This window comes from Polynucleobacter sp. AP-Sanab-80-C2, from assembly GCF_035012965.1.
Taxonomy (GTDB): Bacteria; Pseudomonadota; Gammaproteobacteria; order Burkholderiales; family Burkholderiaceae; genus Polynucleobacter.
Genome location: NZ_JAYGQS010000003.1, coordinates 187,762 through 209,278, shown reverse-complemented (window position 1 = coordinate 209,278; position 21,517 = coordinate 187,762). Strand labels below are relative to the sequence as shown.

Here is a 21,517-nt window from a genome sequence, read left to right as displayed (position 1 = left end):
CTTCAATGATCCGCAATATCCAAACGATTATTCCAGGCATCGCTACTACTGATGGCGCAGGCGTGAAGTTGCGGCGCAGCTTGGGGGGTCAACAGCAAGTCAGGCTTGATCCCTTCTTGATGCTCGATGAGTTTTCATCGAATGATCCAAATGATTATGTGGCAGGATTTCCAGCGCATCCTCATCGTGGTTTTGAGACGGTGACTTATATGCTTGAAGGGCACATGTTGCACGAGGATCACTTGGGCAATCAAGGGCATCTCAAAACAGGCGGAGTGCAGTGGATGACGGCAGGACGCGGAATCATCCACTCAGAAATGCCACAGCAAGTAAGCGGCGCAATGCGAGGCTTTCAGCTATGGATTAATTTACCCGCTAAAGAAAAAATGAAGCCAGCTGGCTATCAAGACATTCAAGTGGAAGATATTCCAAGGACATCGTTGCTGAATGGTGGATCTGTGAAGGTGATTGCAGGCTCTTATGAGGACGGGGTTGCAAGTATTCAAGGGCCTATTCAGGGGATTACTACTACGCCTTTATTTCTAGATGTACATTTGCCTCCTAATGCAGAGTTTGAGCATCGCGTTGCCAAGGAACTCAACGCATTTGTGTATATCTATGAGGGCAACCTTGAGCTTGGTGGTCCAATGAAAGCTGCACCCAAGCAGGCTGCGATCGTATTAGGTGATGGTGATTTGCTCAAGGCGAAAGCTGGTGCTGAAGGCGCGCAGTTTATTGTGCTTGCAGCACTACCTTTGCATGAGCCGATTGTTCAATACGGCCCCTTTGTAATGAACACACGCTCTGAGATTGAACAGGCCATCGACGATTACCAAAACAATCGCTTTGTGACCTCTTGAATGATTCATTCGTGACGATCCATTGGGACGAGGCGGGTCAATCTTGCGCTGCTAAATGGCATTCCGAAAATGGTATTGGTTCGCATAAAAAAATTCAGATTGGCGACGATACGCTAACGGCAGATATTGCATACCGTATGGCATGCGAAGGTACTGCAATTCTCTATAGAGGCGACTTTCAGAATGCACGCCAGTTACTACAAGCTTTAGTCAGAAGAGTAGATAAGCCATCCAAAAAATCTAAACGGGTGGATCGTATCGAAAAAGACAAAACGAAAAGTTCTCTAGATACTTTCAATTTGCATCGTCTCTCTCAATCACAGCGTGCTCGTATTTTAGGAATGTTGCTCATTCAAGTGAATGCAGATCACACCATTTCCTTAAGGCGTGCTCCAGATGTAGCACAAGCTTGTCTTGAGGCATATGGGGATCAGAATGAGTCGTATGTCATCTCCTTACGAGAATTGCTCGGTGTTATCAGTGCGCATGAGTGGCGCAAGAAGGGCGTGCCGATTTTGGCAAGAGATGATGAAGAGATTCGCATTCATCCACACTATGGCGTTTTTTCACCAATTCGCGGGGAATATATTGAGCTTGTTCTCAAGGCACCACTTCCAAGCGCGCTCAAAGAAAATTCAACTGCTTTTGATATCGGTGTAGGTACAGGCGTCCTATCAATAGTATTAGCAATGCGAGAAATCAAAAAGATCATTGGCACTGATCAAGATGATCGCGCCATTGCTTGTGCACAGGAAAATATTGATCGCCTAAATCTGGACAATCAGATTGAAATTCAAAAAAGGCATTTATTTCCTGAAGGAAACGCGGCCTTGGTTGTCTGTAACCCACCTTGGCTACCAGCAAGACCAAGTTCATCTCTGGAGCATGCGGTTTATGATCCAGATAGTCAGATGCTCAAGGGTTTCTTAAGTCAATTGAAAGATCACTTACTCCCAAAAGGTGAGGGTTGGTTAATTCTTTCAGATCTAGCCGAGCACTTAGGCTTACGTACCAGAGAAGAGTTACTTGCTTGGATTGAAACTGCTGGACTCAAGGTGATTGCTCGATTGGATACCAAGCCACAACATCAAAAGGTGTTTGATAAGACGGATGCATTATATAAGGCCCGATCTCAAGAGACCACATCTCTCTGGCGTCTAGCAATATCTGGCAATACTCATTAGTAAAAATATCCCTACAGCATCTATCCTCATTTACGTCAGGGTTGTTAATAGCAAGCTTCATCCCTAAAATCATTCGGTACTACTTTTATTTGAGATGTGTTTTACACAATCGTCAGTAAATATATTGTGATGTTCTGCCCATTGGTTTTTAAGGAAGAAATGTGTATTGCGGCTTGCAAATCAGAAATTTTTATCTTATTTTATTTGTCCTGATTGCTCATGCCCTTTTGTTGGTTGGCTCATTTATCCCTTATTCTTCGAGAGGTTTGAAATTACCCTCTGAACTGATGATTATGGATTTACGAGATTCAGATCAGGGTTCATCGCTGCAGCGAAAATCCGCGATAACACTACAAGCCAGCACATCAAATACATCATCTACCAGTATTCAATCAGGTTCTCCTAGCAAGCAAGCCTCTCTTCCTCTTGCCCAAGATGCCCTAATGCCTGGCGCCATCAGTCGACAAAAAATTGATGGTTCAAAGCCTACTTACCCTTTAATTAGTAGGCGTCTTAGGCAGGAGGGCGTCGTTCTAGTGAAGCTCTGTGTGAACCCAAGGGGTATGGTAGAAAAAGTCGATGTTCTTAGGAGCTCTGGATATCTAAGTTTAGATAATTCGGCATTGAATGCATTAGCAAAATGGAAGTTTGCATCTTCTGCGGATTCATTTGATAGTAATGCGGTTGACTGTTTCCGTTTGCCAGTGCAATTTACCCTAGAGGCTTAATCTCAATGGATAACAGTATGGCAAATTCTGAGCTAAAGCCCAACGCATCTTGTCGAGATCTACCTCAAATTATTTCCAGCAAAACTTTACTGGGCCCAAAAGAACTAATATTCATTGAGCATGATGGGCATCGATATCAATTACGTATCACCAAATTGAGGAAGCTCATTCTCACAAAATAAAAAGTTAATTAGCAGCCAGCAAGAGCATTTTCATATGCAAATAGCCAGCGATTTTTTGTTGTTATCACTGGAGGTTGTATATGAAGTATCACGTCATTGGAAGCGCCTGCAATAAGATTGTTTGGTTTTCATCTATCGCGTTAGTGTTTGGAAGTGCACTTTCAAATTTAGCAAAAGCCAAGGATATTGAACTACCCAGAATCGATATTGTGGCAAAAGAGGAGGGTGCTTCTCGTCAGATTCCCGGAACAGTTGACGTTGTGACTGAAAAGCAAATTGAATTACTTCAGCCACTTTCTCTTCAAGATGTATTAAAAACAGTCCCAGGTATAAACGTTCGCGGAGACGAGGGTGGTCTTGGATCTATTCCCAATATTGGTATTCGCGGACTGAACCCCAGTCGCAGTTCTAAAGTCCTGCTTTTAGAGGATGGGGCACCCATTCAACCCAGCTTATTTATTTCCAATGCCTCGTACTATAGTCCTCCAGTCGAACGCATTAGTAGTATTGAGATCTTAAAGGGTGCTTCTGGACTTCAGTACGGCCCTTCCAACATCGGTGGCGTCATCAATTACCTGAGTAAAACTCCCGCTTCGGGTTTTAAATTAACCGGCAAGCTTGGTAATTATGGATACCATTTGGCAGAAATAGAGGCTGGCGGAAAATCTGATTCCAATGGGATTATTGGAGGGATTAATGTCATCCAAGCTGAGTCGAATGGCTATCAAAATAATGGATTCAAGATGTATGACATCTTGCTTAAAGGAGGTATGCAAGTTGCTCAGAATCAGTGGTTAAGTCTGAAATATAGCCACTACGACAACAACATCAATACCTCTTATGTTGGTCTGCGTCCAAATCAGTTTGTAGCGAACTCGGGCATTAATCCAGCCCCTAACGATCGCTTTATTACGCAAAGAAATGCAGTAGACATTAACCATTCCTTGGAGATTGACTCTGATACCAAGATCAATACATTGGTGTATTGGAGTAGGCTGGGGCGAGATTACTGGAGGCAGTCTATTGCAGATCGCACCCAGGATGCAACAGTTTTTAAGCCCTGTAATGTTGGGGCAGATTGTTTGGCAGGTCGCAATCGAGAGTTTCAAATGCTAGGAATAGATTCCCGTGTTTCACATGCCTATGAAGCTCTTGGTATCTCTAATGAGGCTGAGTTTGGTGTTCGCCTGCATACAGAGTCACAGTCTAATCAAGTTGTGACTTCACAAACCTTTGCACATTCTGGACGGCTTTCATTACATGAGGAAAATAAGGCTAACTCAGTTGCAGTGTACGCTCAAAACCGATTCTCAATTACTGAAAACTTTGCCCTGATTCCTGGAGTCCGAATTGAAAGCTATAACCAAAATCGTTCTAATGTGATTTCAGGTAAAAGTGGTAATGCCAAGAATATTGAAACTGTTCCCCAGCTCGGTGCCACCTGGCAGCTCATTCCAGAGGCGCAGATTTATAGCAGCCTTTATAAGGGTTTTGCTCCAGCTCAGTTAGCTACGGCAATTGATGATAAAGGGGTGGATCAACAGCTTGCCCCAGAGCGTTCCACGAATATGGAGCTTGGGCTGAGGGGCCGCTCGGGAGCTCTTTCTTATGACTCTGCTGTTTTCAGTATGGATTTCAGTAATCAGATCGTCAATCAGAGTCTTGCTTCAGGAATATCAAAAGCAAATGGCGGAAAGAGTCTGCATCAAGGTCTTGAATTGGCTTTAGGCTATGAGCTGGGTCGAGGCTGGAGTCTCAACACTAATGCAACCTATATACCTGTTGCTAAGTTTGTTGGTACGAGCTCAATGGGAAGGGATGGCAAACGAATTCCTTACACGCCCGAGCTCACTTCTAACTTAGGTATCAATTATCAAAAAAATGGCTTCAATACTTTAGTCTCAGTCAATTATATTTCTGCTCAATACGCTGATGCAGCAAATACAGTTACACAAAATGCAATTGGAACGCTGGGTGAGATTCCTGCCTTCGCAACGGTTAACTGGAGTGCAAACTACGCTATCAATAAAGAGTGGAAAGTATTTGGCGTGGTGAATAATCTATTCGATAAGCGTTATATCGCTAGCCGTAGCCCAGATGGAATCTTTCCAGGGGCGCCCCTTAATTTCCAAGCGGGCATGAGTTATCAGTTCAATTAACGAGGTAAAAAAATGCCACTCTTGTGAGTGGCATTTGCCTCAGGTTGGTCTGATAACTCTTTTGGGGTTCTCTTCATAAGGTGGAGAGTAGATGACCAAGACCTTCACTGGTTCTTCACTGATGACGGTAAATACATGCATGGCATCTGCAGGGAAAAAACAGGCATCACCTGGGCCCATTTCACAGACTTCGCCATTCACTTCAGCTCTGGCGCGTCCTTCAAGCATATAGCAGACCTGTTCTATTCCAGGGTGAGCATGGGGTAGAGCGCCCTTACCTTTTTCAATGGTGCCATGAAGCACTTCTAGCTGTTTTGCGCCAACAGTCTCACTACCGATGAGTCGACGATTGACGGTCCCATGATGGTTTGCTGGGTGATAGCCTTCAACTTCTCCAGCTTTAACGAAGTAACGGGATTTAGTATTGCTCATCGATGTGCTTTCTAAATAAATATCAATAAGATTTTGGTAGGCCTAAGACCTTTTCGGCAATAAAACAAAGAATGAGTTGTGGGCTAACCGGGGCTAAACGTGGAATCCATGACTCTCGAAGATAGCGCTCTACATGGTATTCCTTGGCATAACCCATGCCACCATGAGTCATGATGGCATTCTCGCAGGCATGAAAACAGGCTTCTGCTGCTAGGTACTTAGCAGCATTTGCTTCTGCGGCGCAAGACAGTTTTGCATCATACAAACTCGCAGCCTTAAATACCATGAGGTCAGCAGCTTCTAATTCCATCCAAGATTTAGCTAGTGGGTGTTGAATGCCTTGGTTTTGACCAATAGGTCGATCAAACACAATCCGTTCTTTTGCATACAGAGCTCCACGAGCTAAGGCTACTTGACCAAGACCAATGGCTTCAGCCGCAATCAAAATTCTTTCGGGATTTAAGCCATGCAGAATATAAGAGAAGCCTTTACCCTCTTCTCCAATTAAATCTTGTACTGGAATCTTTAGCTGATCAATAAACACTTCGTTAGAGTCGACACATTTACGCCCCATTTTTTCAATTTCACGCACATCAATACAGGAGCGATCGAGGTCGGTATAAAACAGAGATAGACCTTCAGTGCCCCTCGCGTCTTCAACAGGCGTAGTACGTGCTAGCAGTAAAATTTTTGTAGCAACCTGAGCGGTCGAAATCCAAATCTTTTGTCCGCTTACAAGGTAGTGATCTTCCTGTTTCTCAGCTTTAGTCGAAAGCTTAAGGGTATTGAGGCCAGCATTAGGTTCTGTCACCCCAAAACAGGCGCGATCTTTGCCTGCAATTAATGGCGGTAACCAGCGTTGCTTTTGTTCATCTGAACCAAATACGACTACTGGGTGCAAACCAAAAATATTCATGTGCACTGCAGAGGCCCCGGATAAGCCTGCGCCACTTCCTGAGATAGTGCGCATCATTAAGGCGGCTTCAGTAATGCCTAGACCTGCACCACCATATTCTTGGGGCATTGCTATTCCCAGCCAGCCAGCATCGGCTAGTGTTTGATGGAAATCAAAGGGAAAGTCGCCCAACTGGTCTTTTTTAAGCCAATAGTCTGCATCGAATGGTTTACACAGTTTTTCAATAGCATCTTGAATTTGCAGCTGCTCTGGCGTGAACTGAAAATTCATTTTTTCATTCCTGAGCGGATTAAGGATGCAATAGCATCTTCTGCGTAACCCAGTTCCCGCAAAATCTCGGCAGTGTGTTGACCGAGTGTGGGGGCGGGACTGAGGTTTTCTTCTGCAGGCGTTTCAGACCAAGATACGGGGCTATTCATGACCCGAATTTGTCCTTCACTCGGGTGATTTTCAGTATGAATGAAGGCAGTCTGATTGAGGTGCTCATCCTGAATCAAATCGCTAATCGAATTCATAGGCTGATTTGGTAGGTCGTACTGATCCAGAAGTTGACGCCACTGCGAAGTAGTTCTGGTTTGAATGATTTTCTCAACCTCGCTATAAACACGGTCGATATTGTTGGCGCGATTCGTGTGCGTGCAAAAAATTTCTTCCTGTAGTCGCTCTGCTTGGCCAATGGCCTCAAAAAAACTTTTCCAATGTTTATCGTTATAGATCAGGATGGAGATATAGCCATCTTGTGTGGCATATGGTTTGCGGTAGTGGGATAGAAGTCGGGCATATCCCGATTTACCAATCGGGGGGATGAAGGATTCTCCGCCTAGGTGATCTCCTAAAATAAACTGGGCAATCGATTCAAACATGGGAACTACAACGTGTTGCCCCTTACCTGTTTTTTCTCTGGCGTATAAGGCTGAAGTCACTGCATATACTGAATGAAGACCCGTGACCCTGTCTCCCAGAGTAGTCGGGGCATAGCGAGGTTCGTGTACCCCATGTTCTTGCATTAACCAGGGTACACCTGTGGCGCCTTGGATCAAGTCATCGTAAGCAGGTTTATCTGCATATGGTCCATTCAGGCCAAATCCTGAGCAGGAAACATAAATGATTTTCTCATTTACTTTTTTTACATCTGCATAACCCAAGCCAAGACGATCGAGCGCTTGAGGTCTGATATTAGAAATAAAGACATCTACCGTTTTCGCAAGATCTAATGTGACTTGCTTGGATTCGGGATCTTTGAGATCCAAAACGATACTCTTTTTACCGCGATTGGCTTGTAAAAAGATGTGACCCATCTTTGGATTTCTCATGGGGCCAACATCGCGCATATTGTCACCCTCAGGGGTTTCAATCTTAATAATTTCTGCGCCCATGGATGCCAATATTTGAGTCGCAAAAGGTCCCAATATGACTGAGGTCAAATCTAAAATGCGAACGCCAGCTAATGGGCCCATCATATTCCTTGAGAATCTACGAATTAGTTAAGTTCAGACTTAATGCCTGATTGAATAATCAACTTACCCCAGTAAGCCATTTGATCACTAACGTATTGAGCAAAGTCTTGTGGGTTCTTGGATGGCCAAATGACAAAGCCAAGTTGTGCTAATTTGGCTTGCACTTCTTTATCTTTAGTAGCCTCTTGAATTGCAGCATTGATTTTGTCTATGATGGGCTTAGGAAGATTGGCCGGACCAAAGACTCCATTCCATGATACAAGATCAAAGCCGGCGATGGTTTTCGCAATAGGCGGAACATTCGGTAATTGTGCATAAGGTCTGTTACCAGTTAAACCAATGGCGCGTACTTTACCGGCTTTAATCATTGCCATCCCTGAACCTGTATCTGCCACATATACCTGAATTTGATTTCCAATAAGATCCGTCAGCGCTTGTGGGCTAGATTTATAGGGAATTTGTGTCATGCTAATTTTGGTCAAATGCATGATCGTTTCGGTTGTCACTAGTGAAGTACTGTTTGGTGTGCCATAAGATAGTTTGCCAGGATTGGCTTTGGCGTAATCAATCAGTTCTTGGACGGTTTTAACGGGGAGGTCGTTGTTCACACAAAGCACGAATGGAAGTTCACCAACGCGTGTAATCGGTGTGAAGTCTTTAATGGGGTCGTACTTTAGATTTTGAAATAACCAAGGGTTGGCTGAGTGCGAAGTATTGGTAGTCATCAACAAGGTATAGCCATCAGGCTTGGCTGAGGCTACAAGTTGAGCGCCAATCTGTGCGCTCGCACCAGGTTTGTTGTCAATGATGACGGGCTGTCCTAATATGCTACTCATCTTGGTTGCCATCACACGAGCGACCCCATCTGTCCCGCTACCAGCTGCAAAAGGTACAACCATCGTGATATTCGAAGACGGATAGCTTTGCGCGGCACAGTGTAATGAGCCTGCAGTAAGCGCGAGTGCAAAGAGTGTACGTAATCTATTCATATTAATCTCCGGTTGATTTTTTAGCAGTAATGGCGCGTCCAGCTCGAGAAGCGTTGGGCTTACCAATTGTTTTAGTGATGTATTCGCCAATGTTTACAGCAGCATCAAAGTCTATCCCTGTTTCAATGCTCAACCCTTTGAGCATATATAAGACATCTTCGGTAGCGACATTGCCAGTTGCACCTTTGGCATAAGGGCAGCCACCTAATCCAGCGATAGAGGAGTGAAAAATACTGATACCCATTTCCATGGCAGCATAAATATTGGCAAGCGATTGCCCATAGGTGTCATGAAAGTGCCCAGAGAATAATTCTTTAGGAGCAAATGCCAGTATTTCTTCAAATACTGCAGCAACCTCTCCCGGAGTACCCACCCCAATCGTATCTGCAATATCGATTTCATCGCAACCCAAATCCATCATTCTTTTAACTACCTCAGCAACTTGCCTAGGCTCTACTAAACCTTGATAGGGGCAACCAAATGAACATGAGATGCTGCCGCGAACCCGAATACCATCACGTTTGGCGGCATTGACTACGGGAATAAAACGCTCAACCGATTCAGCGATACTGCAATTGATATTTTTTTGAGCAAAGACTTCGGAGGCAGCAGAAAAGATGACGATCTCATCTGTTTTTGCTGCTAATGCGTCCTCATATCCTTTCATATTGGGGGTGAGGGCCGAATAGATGATGCCTGATTTCCTGGCAATCGTAGCCATCACTTCAGCGCTGCCTGCCATTTGTGGAATCCACTTAGGCGATACAAAGGAGGCTGCTTCGATATTGGGGAAGCCTGCATTGGAGAGTTGATTGATGAGCTCAACTTTGATCTCAATGGGCACAAACTCTTTTTCATTTTGCAAGCCATCTCTAGGGCCTACTTCAACGATCTTGACCTTTTTAGGAAGATTTGGTGATGACTTCATTTGCTTTTCTCGAGAAAGGCTTTCATGCGAGCTTGCGCTTCATCACTTGTACGAATACTAGCGATCCGTTTTACGGTCTCCTCAATTAAAGGATTTGTAATAGCTTTATGTGAAATATCCTGCACAATTTTTTTGCACGCCATCACCGCCATCTGACCATTACTAATAATGCTTTGACAGATCTCATTGACTTTACTGTCAAGTGCCTCTGGATCAACTAGCTCATGGACAAAACCTAGATCCTTTGCATGAGCAGCAGTAAAGACTTCTGCAGTAACAAAATATCTACGTGATGCTTGTTCACCTAGCGCTCTAATGACATAAGGGGCGATTGTTGCTGGTAACAAACCTAATTTAGCTTCCGATATACAGAAGCGAACTTGTGAGGAGGCAACTACGATGTCGCATACTGCAGCTAATCCGACGCCACCAGCATAGGCATCGCCTTGTACTTTGGCAATTACTGGTTTTGGGCAGGAATAAATGGCATTGAGCATCAGCGCCATCTTTCTAGAGTCAGCAATATTTTCTTCATTGGTGAAGTTGGCCATGTTCTTCATCCAATTGAGATCAGCACCCGCACAAAAACTTTTACCCATAGCTTGAAGCACAATCACTCGACAGTGATCATCAGCCCCTAACTTTGTAAAGACATCATGCAACTCGCCAATCAAACCCGCGTTAAAAGCATTGCGAACTTCAGGTCGGTTTAAAGTAACTCGCACCAAGTCCGCACCCTCAACGGCGAGGTATTGGTAGGTAGGCAATTGATCGTTGGCCAACTTCAGTCTCCAGTTTCTTGATTTTTCTTTAATTTACTGGAAACCCAGGAATTTCGTTTTATTGTCTAGCAAAATCCATTAACGGCGCGATATCGCCCTTATCCGCAGTGCGCAGTGCTGATAAGTAGTTTTGGCGGACAACATCTAGGTTGGTGATTGCAGTATTGCTACCCCAAGAAAATCTCTTGCCACCAAGATTGACAATGAGTGCGTCTGCTATAAGGCGAGCATGTCGACCATTACCGTTCGGAAACGCATGGATTAGCACAAGTTGATGATGAAAGCGTACTACGATTTCATCAATGGATATCACCTTATTTTTAATCTGATAGCTAGTGTTATCTAAGAGATTCTTAAGGGCAACAGCAATCTGGGTCCAGTCAATACCGATATTCTTGGCGCTCTTTCTGAACGTGCCAGCCCAGAGCCATGTTTGGTTAAACATACGGCGATGTAGCTCACGTACGAGCCCTTCATTCAAGCCTTGAATAATCTTTTGACGCGCGATCCAATTTGCGCCTTCGACAATATTCAATTCTTCCCAAGCATTTAAATCAGCTTGCGTACTAATGTGTTTTGGAATGAGACCAAGGGGTTCATCTGGATCAATCAGAGTAGCCCCTAGCGGATATTCAAAACGAATCACCACAGATTCCTTCTAGGACCATCCAGAATCTCTTTTGCCAGTAGTTGGAGTTGCTTTTCACTGGCAGACTTGTCCACCGCCTGATCTTCAAGACTCATTGAGTGAGAAATGGGGCGCAAGCGCTCCCGCGCAACCGAAATGGCACGATCTTCCAGGATTTCCTCTAATGACTTGCGTGGCACCAGGGTATATTGCAATTCACAATCTAAAGCGTCAGCCAGTTTTCTAAGACTAGCCAAGGTGATTTTTTCATCTACCTCAGCTTTTTCTAGCTTGGCGATGCTATGGGGTGTAACACCCAGCTTACGAGCCAATGCAGATGCTGACATGCCTAAGGATTCTCGAATGGCTTTAGCCCACCCATTACCTGGGCGGTTTGGAAGGTGAGTTTCCCTTAACTTAGTAAGGGTAGATTCCATTTGATGGAGCTGTAGGTTAGCGAATTTCTTATTCATATTGATACCTATGGGTATTAATTAATAATCATAATTGTAACCTATAGGTACCAAATTTCTATAAGAACAAAGGTTTTTTACCACAATAGACTTATAAACCTGCCTTGACTGCAAAGAAAAACGCCACCCTAGTAGGTGGCGTTAGACTGTTACAGACTTCAAAATGGTGGAGTCGGCGGGAATCGAACCCGCGTCCGCAAATCCTCCACAACAAGTTCTACATACTTAGTCATATCGTTTGATTTAATCAGTTAGGCACGGATTGACACGTTCCTCGCTGACGATTCACTAGGTTTTCGTACTATTCTTCGTGACACAAAATAGTCTTATCTCTTGTATATGACCCTGATGTAGCTTGCGCTACCTGACCCAAGAGAGAATCAGTTCAGGGGCAACCGCAATTAAGCGGCTAGTGCGTAACGTTCGTCGTTAGCAGTTATTACATTCCCATTGATTTACGAGATAACGGGTCCTCGGTATGCCCTTGATGCTTTGTAATCCACGTCGAAACCATGTCGACCCCAGAGTTCATGCATAGGAAGGACTATTTTAAAGCCGCTGGCCTTAAATTGTTGAATATCTTTGACTTAACCCTGATTGGGGAAGATGATTTTTATTAGTTCGAGTGGAGTATTAATGATGAAATCTGCGCCCCAGGCCTCAGGAGGCTCTTTGCAGCCACAATAGCCATAGGCAGCCGCAACGGTTTGCATGCCCGCTGCTTTGCCTGCAATCACATCCCGAATATCGTCGCCAATATAAATAGATTTTGCAGGGTCAATACTGGCGATTCTTGCGGCATGCAATATCGGCTCAGGGTGCGGTTTTGCATGCGCGGTAGTGTCACCCGAGACTGTCGATATGGCCCTTTGATGTAGACCCATTTGTTCGGTAATGGGCCTAGTAAATCGTTCATGTTTGTTGGTAACAATTCCCCAAGGAATGCTGGCGGCTTCGAGTTGATCTAACACCTGACTGATCCCATCAAATAAAGTGCTATTCACCATCAGTGCATTTTCGTAATTACTTAAAAATTCATCTCGCAAAGAGAGGTAATCGGGGTGATCGGGTCTCATTCCGAATGCACCTTCAATTAGCCCGCGGGCACCAGCAGAGGCATAAGGGCGAAGCAGTTCATATGATTTTGGCGATGCCTTGCGTGCTAGGACGAGTTGATTCACTGCAGCCACCAAGTCAGGCGCAGTATCTGCCAGAGTGCCGTCTAGGTCAAAGAAGACTCCCTCGTAAGGACTCGATAAATGATTCACGCTCTGAATCACTTTCGCACTGCAATCATGTAGTTCACATCTACATCATCATTCAAGCTATAGACTTGTGTGAGCGGGTTGTAAGTCATACCCTTCATGCCAAGCATCTCCAAGCCTGCCTGTCGTGTAAAAGCGACCAACTCAGATGGCTTAATAAATTTAGCGTATTCGTGAGTACCTTTAGGCAGTAGTTTGAGGATGTACTCTGCGCCAATAATGGCAAATAAGTAGGACTTCGGATTGCGATTGAGGGTACTGAAAAATAATGTGCCACCAGGTTTACAGAGTTTGGCACAAGCACGTACTACGGAAGCTGGGTCTGGAACGTGTTCCAGCATTTCCATGCAAGTAACAACATCGTATTGTTCAGGATGCTCTTCAGCCAATGCTTCTGCTGAGATAGACCGATAGGTGAGCTTTGCTCCAACTTCTAATGCGTGTAGCTCTGCAACCTTTAATGCCTTTTCAGATAAATCGATACCAGTAGTATCGGCGCCTGATTGAGCAATCGATTCCGCCAGAATGCCACCACCACAACCAATATCGACAACCTTCTTACCCTCAAGATTGATGATGGATTGAATCCAATTGAGGCGTAATGGATTGATTGCGTGCAAGGGTTTGAATTCGCTATTGGGATCCCACCAACGATGGGCTAGGGCGCTAAATTTAGCTATTTCGGATTGATCGACGTTCATATTGGGTTCATTCAGTGTGAGACTGTTTGTGAAGTTTATGAATATAGTGGAAATAAAAAAGCCCGCTAGAAGCGGGCTTTTTTACAAGTAAAAAGAATTACTTAGCAGCTGTACCAACAACTTCGATGTCAGTACGGCGGTTCTTGGCGCGACCTTCTTCAGTTGCATTGCTTGCAACTGGATTGCTCTTACCTTTTGATTCTGTGTAGATACGGCTACCGTCAACACCCTTGCTTACCAAGTATGCTTTAACGGATTGCGCACGACGCTGACCGAGAGCCATGTTGTATGCATCTGAACCAACGCTATCAGTGTTACCAACAGCGATAATTACTTCTAACTTGATCTTGCCCAAATCTCTAGCGATTTTGTCCAAAGTTGCTTTGCCTTCTGGCTTCAAATCAGACTTGTTGAAGTCATAAAGTGTGTCAGCTTGCAAAGTAATCTTGCTCTGGCTAACGCCAGAAGCGGCAGCAGCAGGAGCAGCAGTCAAAGCACCGTCGCAACCCTTAGCAGCAGTAGCTGGAGTCCAGCTGCTGTCACGCCAGCACAATGTGCCGTCGCCGTTTTTCCAAGATGTACCAGTTGAGTTGACCCAGTTGTCAACCTTTTGAGCAGAAGTAGCAGTAGCAGCAATAGAAATTACGCCAGCAAGTACCAGTTTTAGGGTTTTGTTCATTTTTAGTCCTCAAAAATCTCTTTTTTAATTAAAGTCAAACTTAAATGTAATTCGCCCTACTTTGAAGCAAAAAACCGCAAAGCGACACATCTCAATTTCGTACAAACTGACAGAATCTTAGCATAGCGCCCCTCTGTCATCAAAATGATATTATTTCTAGATGGAACAAGCCGCTAAAGAAACACTACCAATATCCCTAGAAGACGAAATGCGGCGGTCCTATTTGGACTACGCAATGAGCGTCATTGTCGGCAGAGCCCTGCCAGACGTGCGTGATGGCCTCAAACCGGTTCACCGCCGGGTCTTATTCGCAATGTATGAATTAAACAACGATTGGAACCGGGCTTACAAAAAATCTGCCCGTATAGTTGGCGATGTCATCGGTAAATACCATCCGCACGGTGATTCTGCAGTGTATGACACCATCGTTCGGATGGCCCAGGATTTCTCTTTGCGCTATATGCTGGTTGACGGCCAGGGTAACTTTGGCTCCGTAGACGGCGATAACGCTGCTGCAATGCGGTATACGGAGATCCGTCTGCGCAAGATAGCCCATGAGCTTTTGGCAGATTTGGACAAGGAAACCGTTGATTTTGGGCCAAATTACGATGGTAGCGAGAAAGAACCCCTGATTCTTCCCGCAAAAGTACCTAATTTATTGATTAACGGCAGTTCAGGCATTGCGGTGGGCATGGCAACTAATATTCCCCCTCACAACCTGGATGAGGTGATTTCAGCCTGTTTACATGTTCTCCACAACCCTGAATGCTCAATTGATGAGCTGATTGAGATCATTCCAGCTCCTGATTTTCCGACCGCCGGCATCATTTACGGGGTTCAAGGCGTTCGTGAGGGTTATCGCACAGGCCGTGGACGTGTAGTGATGAGAGCGAAGACTCACTTCGAAGACCTAGATAAAGGTGCGCGCCAAGCCATCATCGTTGATGAGTTGCCATATCAGGTGAATAAAAAGAACTTACTCGAGCGTATTGCTGAGTTGGTGAATGAGAAAAAAGTAGAAGGTATTTCTGATTTGCGTGACGAGTCGGATAAATCCGGTATGCGTGTTGTGATTGAACTCAAGCGCGGTGAAGTGCCTGAAGTCGTTCTCAATAATTTGTACAAGAGCACACAACTGCAAGATAACTTCGGTATGAACATGGTGGCATTGGTAGATAACCAACCACGCTTGTTGAACTTGAAGCAAATGCTGGAGTACTTCTTACAACATCGTCGCGAAGTGGTGACACGTCGCACTATTTTCGAGTTGCGCAAAGCACGCGAGCGTGGCCACGTCTTAGAAGGTCTTGCTGTTGCATTAGCAAATATCGACGAATTCATCGCGATTATTAAAGCTGCTGCAAATCCTGTGATTGCGAAGCAAGAGTTGATGGGTAAGGCTTGGGATTCATCGATGGTGCGTGAGATGTTAGCGCGCGCTGAGACGGATACACCGGGCGGTCGTAACGCTTATCGCCCAGAAGGTTTGTTGCCCGAGTACGGTATGCAAACGACTGGCTTGTATCGCCTGTCAGATAGCCAAGCGCAAGAAATTTTGCAGATGCGTTTGCAACGCTTGACTGGTCTTGAGCAAGACAAGATTGTGAATGAATACAAAGAAGTCATGGCAGAGATTTCTGACTTGCTCGATTTGTTGGCCAAACCAGAGCGCGTTACTTCTGTAATTGAGACTGAATTAAAAGAAGTCCAAGCAGAGTTTGGTAAAGCTGGCGGTGATAGTGGTCGTCGTTCATTTATTGAAATGAACGCAACCGAACTCTTCACAGAAGATTTAATTACTCCACAAGATATGGTGGTCACGCTTTCGCATACTGGTTACATGAAGAGTCAGCCTCTCAGCGAATATCGCGCACAAAAACGTGGCGGTCGTGGCAAGCAAGCTGCAGCTACTAAAGATGAAGATTGGATTGATACTTTATTCGTAGCGAATACACACGATACGATTCTGTGCTTCTCGGATCGTGGTCGTATGTACTGGCTGAAGGTGTGGGAAGTTCCGCAAGGAAGCCGCACCTCTCGTGGCAAGCCCATCGTCAACATGTTCCCGTTGATTGAAGGTGAAAAGATCACTGTGATTCTTCCAATCCAAGGCTATCAAGATGATCAATACGTCTTCATGGCAACGAGCTTGGGTACCGTGAAGAAGACCCGTTTGTCTGACTTCTCTAATCCACGTAAGGCCGGCATTATTGCGGTCGATCTCAATGAGAACGACTTCTTGGTTGGCGCAGCGATTACTGATGGTCAGCATGATGTGATGTTGTTCTCTGACGCTGGCAAGGCGGTACGCTTTGATGAGAATGATGTGCGTCCAATGGGTCGTACTGCACGTGGTGTGCGTGGCATGAACTTAGGTGAAGACCATCAGGTTATTGCTATGCTGGTTGCCCCAGCAGAGGCTGCTGAGGGTACTGAAGCGGTAGTTGTTGATACGAATGACATGGCGATTCCAAGTAGCGTCTTAACTGCTACTGAGAATGGTTATGGCAAGCGGACTCCAATCGCTGAATACACTCGTCATGGTCGCGGTACCAAGGGCATGATTGCAATTCAGACAACCGAACGTAACGGCAAGGTTGTTGCAGCAGCATTGGTATCACCGGAAGATCAAATTATGTTGATCACCACTGGTGGCGTCTTGGTTCGTACTCGGGTATCTGAAATTCGGGAGATGGGTCGCGCTACGCAAGGCGTGACTTTGATCAATGTAGATGAAGGTACTCGTTTATCTGGTTTGCAACGCATTGCTGAGAGCGATTCGGACGATGATGTTGATGATGCAGAAGAGGGTGATGTATCTTCAGATCCAGCAACTGACACCAATTCTGATGCGGCAGGTGACGCTTAAGGCGTCATCACAAGACTAGTAACACTATGACTTTTGACCGCCGCATTTTCAATTTCGCTGCGGGGCCCGCTACTTTACCCGAAGAGGTGTTAAAGCAAGCGGCTGATGAAATGCTCAATTGGCGTGGACTGGGCACCAGTGTGATGGAAATCAGTCATCGCAGTAAAGAGTTCATGGAAGTGTATGAAGAGGTGCTGCGAGATTTGCGTACCTTGATGAATATTCCAGATGCTTACGAAATCTTGTTATTGCAAGGTGGCGGGCTTGGTCAAAACGCAGCCATCCCAATGAACCTCATGCCTCTGGCTAAGAATGGTCCGAAGGCGGATTACATCGTTACTGGTATATGGTCAGAAAAATCCCATAAAGAAGCCCAGAAGTACGGCATAGCCAATCTGGCTGCAACATCTGCTGCAGAAAAGTTCAATACGATTCCTTTAAGAAGTACTTGGAAACTATCGAATGATGCTGCTTATGTTCTTTACTGTGCTAATGAAACCATTGGTGGTGTTGAGTTTCCAGATGTGCCGGATGTTGGTAGCACTCCTCTCGTTGCCGATATTTCTAGCAACATTCTCTCTAAAGAGATGGATATCAATCGGTGTGCTGTATGGTTTGCTGGAGCCCAAAAGAATATCGGTCCTTCCGGGGTCACCATCGTGATCGTCCGTAAAGACTTAATCGGACATAGCATGAGTATTACTCCAACGATCTGGGATTGGGCTATTCAAGCTAATACCCAATCTATGATTAATACTCCGCCGACATTCTCGATTTACATGGCTGGTTTAGGCTTTAAGTGGTTGTTAAAGCAAGGTGGCGTGAAGGTAATTGAGAAGCGTAATCAAGAAAAGGCTGAATTGCTCTACAACTTCTTAGATCAAAGCAGTCTGTATGAAAACCGCGTCACCAAAGAATACCGTTCACGGATGAACGTGACTTTCTTCTTAAAAGATGAGAACCTGAACGCAGAGTTTTTGGCGCAGTCTAATGCTGCTGGTTTGGTTGCTTTGCGAGGCCACAAAGCCGCTGGTGGTATGCGCGCTAGTATTTACAATGCAATGCCCATTGAAGGTGTAAAAGCCTTGATTGAATTTATGCGCGATTTTGAAAGGCGGGCTTAATGAGTACTGAAGAACAGCGCTTAGCTCCCTTGCGGGAAAAAATTGATTCGCTCGATGCCCAGATTTTAGATTTACTGACTCAGCGTGCTAAAGCTGCGCAAGAGGTTGGTCATGTCAAAGGTGGCTTCTCCTCTCCAGTCTTTCGTCCTGAGCGTGAGCGTCAGGTAGTTGCTCGTTTACAGGAGATCAATCAGGGTCCTTTACTTGCAGATGGTATTGCTGCCATCTGGCGTGAAGTGATGTCTGCCTGCAGAGCGCTAGAGGCGCGCCAAACGATTGCTTACCTTGGACCAGTCGGAACTTTTTCAGAGCAAGCAGCGCAGACCTACTTCGGTCATTCGATTGCTGCTTTGCCTTGCGCAAGTTTGGATGAAGTTTTTAAAGCGGTTGAGAAGGGCGCGGCGCAATTTGGCGTTGTTCCAGTCGAGAACTCGAGCGAAGGTGCGATCTCTCGCACACTAGATTTACTATTGGATTCATCGATGCGTATTAGTGGCGAAGTGGTATTACCTATTCGTCATCATTTGCTAACCAAGAGTGGTAATTTAGATGGCGTCACAACGGTTTGTGCTCATGCACAAGCATTGGCACAGTGCCAGCAATGGTTGAGTGTGCATGCTCCACAACTCAAACGACAAGCCGTGAGCAGCAATGCAGAAGCCGCTCGCTTGGCCGCCGCTGATCCAAGCGTGGCCGCTATTGCTGGCGATCCAGCTCAGGAGGCTTATGGTCTGCAGGCAGTTGCTGCACAAATTCAGGACGATCCACATAACCGAACCCGTTTTGTAGTGGTGGGTAACTATGCGTGTCAGCCAACTGGTAAAGACCAAACGTCTTTAGTACTCTCTGTGGATAATCAACCGGGTGCTGTACATCGCTTATTGGCGCCTTTAGCAAAACATGGTGTATCCATGAATCGTTTTGAATCTCGCCCGGCACGCAAGGGCACTTGGGAATATCACTTCTATATTGATATCGCTGGTCATGCCGATGATGCAAAGGTAATCAAAGCTTTGGATGAGCTCAAGGGTGTTGCGGCTTTTTACAAGAACCTCGGCTCTTATCCACATTCTGCTTAATCGAGTTAAAGATTCAGCGCAAATTTAGTAAACACATTATTAAATCCAAATGACTTCTAAGATTGGTCTAAAACACATTCATGCCATTGCACCTTACGTTGGCGGGCGACCCATCAGCGAGGTTGCACGTGAATATGGCTTAGATGAAAACAAGATTGTGAAGTTGGCTTCCAATGAAAATCCATTGGGTATGCCCAAGTCTGCGCAAGATGCAATGCTTAAGGCAGCAAGCGATTTAGGTCGTTACCCAGATTCCAATGGCTTTGAGTTAAAGAATGTTCTTGCTACCTCCTTGGGTGTGCCAAGCGATTGGATTACTCTAGGTAATGGTAGTAACGACATTTTAGAGTTGGCTGCCCGCGCAGTTGCGCAAGCTGGTGATGAGGTGATCTTCTCTAAACATGCATTTGCGGTTTATCCCCTAGCTACGCAAGCTGTTGGTGCCAAGGCGGTAGAGGTGTCGGCAACTGCTACTTATGGGCACGATCTGCCAGCGATGTTAGCTGCAGTGAAAGCAGCTGGTGATAAAGCGAAGCTAGTGTTTGTGGCTAATCCAAATAATCCTACAGGTAGTTATCTCAGTGCAAAAGACATTGAAGACTTCTTGATGGCTGTGTCATCACATGTAGTCGTAGTATTGGATGAGGCCTATAACGAGTACTTAACACCTGAGCAGCGGTATGATGCTATTACTTGGGTGAAGCGTTTCCCCAATATGATTTTGTCTCGTAGCTTCTCCAAGGCTTATGGCCTTGCAGGCCTCCGGATTGGTTATGGCGTTGCCCAACCCCATTTAACCGACTTGCTTAACCGCATTCGTCAACCGTTTAATGTCAATAGTTTGGCGCAGGCTGCAGCGATTGCCGCGTTTCAGGACAAAGCATTTTTGCAAGAAGGTTTTGAGCTCAATTGCGCCGGTTACGAACAACTGACTAAAGCATTCGATCAGCTGGGTCTTCAGTATTTGCCTTCTGCTGGCAACTTTGTCTTGGTGAAAGTGGGTGATGACGATCAAGCTGGCGCTCGCATCAATTTGGAATTACTCAAGCGAGGCATCATTGTTCGCCCAGTAGGTAACTATGGTTTGCCACAATGGTTGCGTATCTCCATCGGATTGCCGGAAGAAAATGCGGCATTTATTAATGCCTTAAAAGCGATCCTGAAGTGATAGCAAAAATCAGAATTTAAAAATACTAATGACTATTATCAATCCTGCAAGTAATTACGGCACCGTCACCATTGTTGGTGTTGGCTTGATAGGTGCTTCATTAGGATTGGCGCTAAAAAAAGCTGGTGTGGTTACCAGAGTTTTGGGCGTAGGCCGCAGTAAAGAAAATGTAGATCAAGCGCTGAAGATGGGTGCGATCGACAGTGTGGTGAATTTAGTTGAGGCAGCCAAGCAGTCTGATGTGATTGTGCTTTGTGTTCCAGTAGCGCAAATGCGCGCAGCGTTTGAATTGATGGAGCCTCATCTTGAGCCCCGCACGATGATTACTGATGCTGGTAGCACCAAAGGAGATGTGATTCTGGCTGCTAAAGAAGTATTAGGGAAAAAGGCGTGTCAGTTTGTACCAGCCCATCCCATTGCAGGTGGTGCTCAGCATGGTGCTAGCGCTGCCAAGGCAGATTTATTCAAAGGCAGGCAAACCATCATTTGCCCTCTACAAGAAAACTCTCCCGAAGATACTGCGTTGATCACCGGCTTTTGGGAGTCCGTTGGTTCCGAAGTGAAAAAGATTGGTGTTGTTCAGCACGATGCCATTTATGCAGCTGTTTCTCACTTGCCACACCTCTTGTCTTATGCCTTGATGGCTAGCGTAGTGAATTCTGAAGATGCAGATCAAAAATTGGGTCATGTTGGCGCAGGCTTCAAAGATTTCACGCGCATTGCAGCTTCTAGCCCAGAGATGTGGCGAGATATTTGCTTGGGTAATCGCACTGCTATTTTGAAAGAGTTAGATCAGTATTTATTGATCGTCAATCATATGCGTAAGCTCATTGCCGAAAATGATGGTGCTGGTCTAGAAAAATTATTTAATAAGGCGAGCAAAGCCCGTCAAGATTTGGATTCCATTTGATGAG

21 protein-coding genes and 1 other RNA gene are annotated in these 21,517 nt (G+C 45.3%); 10 read left to right on the top strand and 12 right to left on the bottom strand.

Translation table 11 applies throughout. The features are described from left to right. The first annotated feature begins 5 nt into the window (after positions 1 to 5). The 5 genes from VC178_RS06465 to VC178_RS06445 all read left to right on the top strand — a co-directional run bounded on the left by VC178_RS06465 (position 6) and on the right by VC178_RS06445 (position 5,113). Positions 6 to 860 carry a pirin family protein gene (locus VC178_RS06465; RefSeq protein WP_216124900.1) on the top strand — a complete coding sequence of 285 codons (855 nt, stop codon included), beginning with the start codon at positions 6 to 8 and terminating at the stop codon, positions 858 to 860. An 11-nt stretch (positions 861 to 871) separates the two neighbouring features. Next, entirely contained in the window at positions 872 to 2,044 is a 1,173-nt protein-coding gene (locus VC178_RS06460; RefSeq protein ID WP_323481958.1) for a class I SAM-dependent methyltransferase, read from the top strand. A gap of 266 nt (positions 2,045 to 2,310) precedes the next feature. Further along, positions 2,311 to 2,772 (top strand): energy transducer TonB, encoded by a 462-nt coding sequence (locus VC178_RS06455; protein WP_323481957.1) that lies wholly within the window; start codon positions 2,311 to 2,313, stop codon positions 2,770 to 2,772. A 5-nt stretch (positions 2,773 to 2,777) separates the two neighbouring features. After that, positions 2,778 to 2,954 (top strand): hemin uptake protein HemP, encoded by a 177-nt coding sequence (locus tag VC178_RS06450; RefSeq protein WP_323481956.1) that lies wholly within the window; start codon positions 2,778 to 2,780, stop codon positions 2,952 to 2,954. An 80-nt stretch (positions 2,955 to 3,034) separates the two neighbouring features. Further along, the gene (locus VC178_RS06445) at positions 3,035 to 5,113 is read left to right on the top strand and encodes a TonB-dependent receptor family protein (protein ID WP_323481955.1); all 2,079 of its coding nucleotides are present in this window, start codon (positions 3,035 to 3,037) and stop codon (positions 5,111 to 5,113) included. A gap of 39 nt (positions 5,114 to 5,152) precedes the next feature. Here VC178_RS06445 and VC178_RS06440 read toward each other — a convergent pair whose 3' ends face one another. The 12 genes from VC178_RS06440 to ompA all read right to left on the bottom strand — a co-directional run bounded on the left by VC178_RS06440 (position 5,153) and on the right by ompA (position 14,363). Continuing rightward, the gene (locus VC178_RS06440) at positions 5,153 to 5,545 is read right to left on the bottom strand and encodes a cupin domain-containing protein (RefSeq protein ID WP_215295491.1); all 393 of its coding nucleotides are present in this window, start codon (positions 5,543 to 5,545) and stop codon (positions 5,153 to 5,155) included. A 22-nt stretch (positions 5,546 to 5,567) separates the two neighbouring features. Next, the gene (locus tag VC178_RS06435) at positions 5,568 to 6,731 is read right to left on the bottom strand and encodes an acyl-CoA dehydrogenase family protein (RefSeq protein ID WP_323481954.1); all 1,164 of its coding nucleotides are present in this window, start codon (positions 6,729 to 6,731) and stop codon (positions 5,568 to 5,570) included. After that, the gene (locus VC178_RS06430; protein WP_323481953.1) at positions 6,728 to 7,921 is read right to left on the bottom strand and encodes a CoA transferase; all 1,194 of its coding nucleotides are present in this window, start codon (positions 7,919 to 7,921) and stop codon (positions 6,728 to 6,730) included. The genes VC178_RS06435 and VC178_RS06430 overlap by 4 nt, the downstream gene beginning before the upstream one ends. 20 nt (positions 7,922 to 7,941) lie before the next feature. Further along, the gene (locus tag VC178_RS06425; protein WP_323481952.1) at positions 7,942 to 8,907 is read right to left on the bottom strand and encodes a tripartite tricarboxylate transporter substrate binding protein; all 966 of its coding nucleotides are present in this window, start codon (positions 8,905 to 8,907) and stop codon (positions 7,942 to 7,944) included. Between the two features lies 1 nt (position 8,908). Further along, a complete protein-coding gene (locus VC178_RS06420; RefSeq protein WP_323481951.1) occupies positions 8,909 to 9,835 on the bottom strand; it encodes a hydroxymethylglutaryl-CoA lyase in 927 nt (308 codons plus the stop codon). Next, on the bottom strand, positions 9,832 to 10,602 hold the full coding sequence (locus VC178_RS06415) for an enoyl-CoA hydratase/isomerase family protein (protein ID WP_323482041.1): 771 nt from the start codon (positions 10,600 to 10,602) through the stop codon (positions 9,832 to 9,834). The genes VC178_RS06420 and VC178_RS06415 overlap by 4 nt, the downstream gene beginning before the upstream one ends. A 73-nt stretch (positions 10,603 to 10,675) precedes the next feature. Continuing rightward, on the bottom strand, positions 10,676 to 11,263 hold the full coding sequence (locus VC178_RS06410; protein ID WP_323481950.1) for a mobile mystery protein B: 588 nt from the start codon (positions 11,261 to 11,263) through the stop codon (positions 10,676 to 10,678). Beyond that, positions 11,260 to 11,718 (bottom strand): mobile mystery protein A, encoded by a 459-nt coding sequence (locus tag VC178_RS06405; RefSeq protein ID WP_216176985.1) that lies wholly within the window; start codon positions 11,716 to 11,718, stop codon positions 11,260 to 11,262. Before VC178_RS06405 ends, VC178_RS06410 begins: the two co-directional genes overlap by 4 nt. Positions 11,719 to 11,882: 164 nt before the next feature. Continuing rightward, positions 11,883 to 12,241: a transfer-messenger RNA gene (ssrA, locus tag VC178_RS06400) on the bottom strand. Positions 12,242 to 12,305: 64 nt separating this feature from the next. Further along, entirely contained in the window at positions 12,306 to 12,986 is a 681-nt protein-coding gene (locus VC178_RS06395; protein ID WP_323481949.1) for an HAD-IA family hydrolase, read from the bottom strand. Positions 12,987 to 12,994: 8 nt separating this feature from the next. Next, positions 12,995 to 13,684 (bottom strand): bifunctional 2-polyprenyl-6-hydroxyphenol methylase/3-demethylubiquinol 3-O-methyltransferase UbiG, encoded by a 690-nt coding sequence (ubiG, locus tag VC178_RS06390; protein WP_323481948.1) that lies wholly within the window; start codon positions 13,682 to 13,684, stop codon positions 12,995 to 12,997. A gap of 97 nt (positions 13,685 to 13,781) precedes the next feature. Then, positions 13,782 to 14,363, bottom strand: coding sequence for an outer membrane protein OmpA (gene ompA / locus VC178_RS06385; protein ID WP_216176979.1), 582 nt, complete (start codon positions 14,361 to 14,363; stop codon positions 13,782 to 13,784). A 160-nt stretch (positions 14,364 to 14,523) separates the two neighbouring features. On the opposite strand from ompA, the gene gyrA reads away from it, so the two are divergent. Genes gyrA through VC178_RS06360 form a run of 5 tightly spaced genes read left to right on the top strand, consistent with a single transcriptional unit; the run spans position 14,524 to position 21,513 of the window. Beyond that, entirely contained in the window at positions 14,524 to 17,232 is a 2,709-nt protein-coding gene (gene gyrA, locus VC178_RS06380) for a DNA gyrase subunit A (protein ID WP_323481947.1), read from the top strand. Between the two features lie 26 nt (positions 17,233 to 17,258). Continuing rightward, the gene (gene serC / locus VC178_RS06375) at positions 17,259 to 18,356 is read left to right on the top strand and encodes a 3-phosphoserine/phosphohydroxythreonine transaminase (protein WP_323481946.1); all 1,098 of its coding nucleotides are present in this window, start codon (positions 17,259 to 17,261) and stop codon (positions 18,354 to 18,356) included. Beyond that, the gene (gene pheA, locus VC178_RS06370; protein ID WP_216124919.1) at positions 18,356 to 19,435 is read left to right on the top strand and encodes a prephenate dehydratase; all 1,080 of its coding nucleotides are present in this window, start codon (positions 18,356 to 18,358) and stop codon (positions 19,433 to 19,435) included. The genes serC and pheA overlap by 1 nt, the downstream gene beginning before the upstream one ends. A 49-nt stretch (positions 19,436 to 19,484) precedes the next feature. Next, positions 19,485 to 20,603 carry a histidinol-phosphate transaminase gene (gene hisC, locus VC178_RS06365; protein ID WP_323481945.1) on the top strand — a complete coding sequence of 373 codons (1,119 nt, stop codon included), beginning with the start codon at positions 19,485 to 19,487 and terminating at the stop codon, positions 20,601 to 20,603. A 28-nt stretch (positions 20,604 to 20,631) separates the two neighbouring features. After that, a complete protein-coding gene (locus VC178_RS06360; RefSeq protein WP_323481944.1) occupies positions 20,632 to 21,513 on the top strand; it encodes a prephenate dehydrogenase in 882 nt (293 codons plus the stop codon). Positions 21,514 to 21,517 lie beyond the last annotated feature (4 nt).